General features: G+C 70.8%; 3 protein-coding genes. All 3 read right to left on the bottom strand.

Features of this window, described 5'->3' with window-relative positions; all coding sequences use genetic code 11:
* Positions 1–240 precede the first annotated feature (240 nt).
* A complete protein-coding gene (locus tag ACY0I8_RS16875; RefSeq protein ID WP_461395677.1) occupies positions 241–855 on the bottom strand; it encodes a hypothetical protein in 615 nt (204 codons plus the stop codon).
* Between the two features lie 34 nt (positions 856–889).
* Positions 890–3,052 (bottom strand): molybdopterin-containing oxidoreductase family protein, encoded by a 2,163-nt coding sequence (locus tag ACY0I8_RS16870; RefSeq protein WP_461395676.1) that lies wholly within the window; start codon positions 3,050–3,052, stop codon positions 890–892.
* A 12-nt stretch (positions 3,053–3,064) separates the two neighbouring features.
* Positions 3,065–3,914: NrfD/PsrC family molybdoenzyme membrane anchor subunit (nrfD, locus tag ACY0I8_RS16865; protein ID WP_461395675.1), on the bottom strand; the 850-nt coding region annotated here is incomplete at its 5' end.

Genomic DNA, 3,914 nt, shown 5'->3' with positions numbered 1-3,914 from the left:
CTTCTGTTCTTCGGTCAGTGCGAACTCCATGGCGTCTCCGTGTGTAAGGCTGGAAAGCTAGGAGGCTGGAAGGCCGGAAGGCCATTCCCCACGGGACTTCGGTGTTTCGCCCCAGGGGAGCGGACAGCGGGCCCGAAGGTGGACCGCCCCGCTACCCTTGCGCCCCAGGCCTCCCACTTTACGTCAACTGGAAGTTGGGACCGGAGAAAACCGCCCCTGGGGGGCGGCGGGGGAGGTCGGCTACAAGACCTCTGCCCCCGGTTCGGCCAGGTGCTGGTAATGGCAGCGCCGGCAGTTGTCCTTGTTCCGGTCCTTGCGGTGGCAGTCCCCCGTAAAACAGCCGTACATCCGGGGCCGCCAGGTCGGCACCTCGGCCTTGTCGTGGGCGATGGTCCGGTGGCAGTCGAGGCATCCCAGGTCTAGGGGGTTCCCCTGGGGATCGGCCTTGGCCAGGTGCACCTTGTGGTTGACCCGGATGAGTTTCCGGTTCTCCTCGGTTTTCGACCGGATGTCGGTGTGACAGCCCTCGCACCGGGCCTCCACCCTCTCGTCGAACGCCGCGTACCCCTCAGGGATCAGCCGGTCGCGCACGTACCCGAAGACGTTGGCCGACTCCGGGAGCTCCGGGTGCTGGGCATGGCATTCGTAGCAGGTGACTCGTTCGGCCGGGTGCCCCTGGCTCTCGTGCCACAGCTCCGTGAGCACCGGGTGGCAGGTGGCGCACCGGTTCGGGGACGTGTTCACCCACCGGGCCCCGGCCACGAACAGGCCCAACCCCACGAGGACGACCACCGCGAGGAACCCGGCCCATCCGCCGGCGGTCATGTTCTTGGCTCGAGCGATCAACCAACCCATGGTCGTTCTCCCCATGTCTCCTGCCGCCGCCGCGTCAGGCGCGGCTCACCGAAACCCGCAGGGCCTTCCAGGCCTGCGCCCCGTGCCGGTCCGTGCGAAACGGCGCCACCTGGGCCACCGAGACCCCGGGCCCGTGGTCCCGCCACCATCCCGCCTCCAGGGCTTCCTCGTGGCCGAACCCCCAGGAGAGCGCCGCCGCCCGGGGATGGAGCCCCTGGGCCAGCCGCACCCTGACCCGCGCCTCGCCCACCTCGGTGCGCACCCGGGCCCAGTCCCCCTCCGAAAGCCCCAGGGCCCGGGCGGCCTCCGGGTGGAGCCACAAGGGGTTTTCGTGCCGGATCTCCCGGCCCCGGGCCGAAACGGGAAACGACGGATCGAGCTCGGGAGGCCGGGTCACCACCAAGGCGAAGTCCCCCCCCTCCAGGCGTTTGAGATCCGTCGGCATGCGATGGGCCAGCCGGCCCGCCACCTCGAGCACCCCCGACGCGGTGGGAAATCCGTTCTCCCGGGCCCAGGGGTACCCGGCCCTTCGGGCGCGCCAAACCCCGGTGCCCGCGAGCGCCGTGTATCCCCCGTCGGCCGCGAGCGGGGGAAGGGTGTCGCAGAGGTAGCGCACGTACGCCCCCGTGTCGGGATAGGGGAACGACTCGGCGAACCCCTCGTCCACCCTGCGGCCCACGGCCAGGAGCACGTCCCCGAGTTGCCGCGCGTCGCCCACGGGAGCGTTGGGCGGGCCTTCAAAGAGCCCCTCCAGGGGCGCGTCCGGCCGGCGCAGCCACCGGGGTTCCGGCGGGGTCCGGGGCACCGGTTGCTGGAGCAGCACCCAGGCCTTCCCCTCGGCGTCGTACCCCCCCACCAGGTTCCAGAGCTCGAGATCGGTGGGAGCCGGGAGCACCAGGTCGGCCACCCGCGCCGTCTCCGTGAGGTGGGTGTCGAAGGCCACCACGAGCCCGATTCGGTCCTCCTCGGTGAACGCGCGGCGCACCGAGCGGCTCCGGGGGGCCTCGTACACCGGGTTCGAGCGGTACGCCAGGTACAGGCTCGCTCCCTCGTTCCCGGCCAGGAGATCCTTGATCGCCCGGGTCCGGGGTGCGGTGGGCTCGAACCCGGGAAGCCACCGCAGCGGGTGGGCGAGCCGCAGACCCGCGGCCTCGGGGTCTCCCTGGGTCGCGTTCAACACCGCGGCCGCGGCCTCCAAGGCCTCGGCCTCGGGGTTCCCGGCCGCGTCCACCCAGGCAAGCGAGGGCGCCCCGGCCCGGAACTCCCGGGCGAGCCGCACGAGGCTCAGGGCCGAGAGCCCCGAGGCGGCCTCCACCAGATCCACGGAGTAGGGCACCAGGGCCTCGAGCACCTTCTCGGGCGCAAGCCCCACCCACCGGCCGAAGGCCTCGGCGTCGAACGCGCCCTGGGTGAGGAGCACCCGCAGGATTCCCAGAACCACCAGGGTCTCCGAGCCCGGCCGGATCGGGATCCACTCGTCGGCCACGCTCCCGGTGGCCCCCTCGTAGGAGCTTAGGCACAGGATCCGGCCGCCCCGGGCCCGCAGTTCCGCGAGCCCCTTGCCCAGGCGGCCGATGCCCTCGGCCTCGTCCCAGGGCTGCGCCCCCACAAGAAGGAGGGTTCGCACCCTGGAGAGATCGGGCGCGGCCAGGGGCGCCCCGTACACGGCCCGCTGGGCCTCCCGGGCTCCCCACCGGAGGCTCGCGGCGGCGTCGATCCGGTGGCGGACCCCCAGGCGCTCCAGCACCGAGCCGGCCAGGGGATCGGGCCGACCCAGATCGAAGTAGGCCCGCTCGGGTCCCCGGGTGAGGGCCTCGGCAATGGTATCCAGGGCCTCGTCCCAGGAGACCGGCTCGAACTCCCCGGAACCCCGCGACCCCGTTCGCCGGAGCGGCCGCGTGATCCGGGCCGGGTCGCGAAACGCCTCCAGGGCCGCGAAGGCCCTCGGGCAGACCCCGCCCAGATCCCCGGCTTCGGGGTTGGGCACGATCTGGACCGGGAGGCCCCCGTCCCGAAACGCCCGCACCGCACAGGCCGAACCGCAGGCCGTGCAGGCGGTCGCCACGGGGTCGCGGAATTTGCGCAGGGACCGGTGGGCCGGTTCCGGGAGTTTCGCCACCGCCGGCCCGGCCAGGGCCGCGCCGGCCACCCCGGCCCCGCTCCATGCGAGAAACTGGCGTCGGCTGATGCTCCGCATGGCGTTCCCCCGTTAGAGGAGCGGCAGGAACTCGCCGCCCAGCACGACGTTGCAGCGCATGGCGAAGATCCCGACCATCACGAGCACCGCGGCAAACCCGTAGACGGCCACGTTCCGGGTGCGAGCGTTCGCCACGAGCACGAGCGGGAGCACCTTGCCCATGAGCGTCTCCACCCAGATGAAGGTGGGCGCGAACGCCCCGGTCAGCAGAAGCCGGGCCGACTCCATGGACTCGGCCTCCCCGAAGTAGTGCACCGCCAGGTCCGAGAAGCTCAGGAAGAGGTCGAACACGAGAAGCCACAGGAGCATCTTCCCGAGCCCGAACACCACCTCGGTGTTCACCTTGCGCTCGGCGCCGAAGAACCGCTCCTTGATAATGGTCACCAGGATCATCATGGCCACGCCGCTCACCATGGCCGAGGTGAGGAACAGGATCGGCATCATGCTGGTGCGCCACAGGGCATGGGCCTTGGCGAAGCTCAGGATGAACCCGGTGTAGCCGTGCACCATGATCGCGAGCGGGATCCCGATGAGTCCGAAGGTCTTCGTGAGCTTCGCGTTCCCCCGGAACATGAAGAACCCGTAGATGATGCAGTTGATCGGGTAGATCGTAAGGAGGAACGACCCCCAGGAAATCGGGCTGGTGCCGTTGAGGTACACGAACAGGTGCCACGCCCGCAGGGGCCGGCCGGCGTGCAAGAGGAGGAACATGGGCGCCGCAATGAGGAGCAGGGTCGCCAGCACCACGCCCACCTTGCCCAGGGGCTTGTACTTCTCCATGCCGAACCCGTAGGCCAGGGTCGAGATGATGAACGACCCGGCCGAAAGCCCCGTGAGGTAGAAGTAGATGGCGATGGCCAGG

The organism is Deferrisoma sp., from assembly GCF_054681715.1.
The sequence above is the reverse complement of the archived record's forward strand: the minus strand, read 5'-3'. Positions and strand labels throughout refer to the sequence as shown.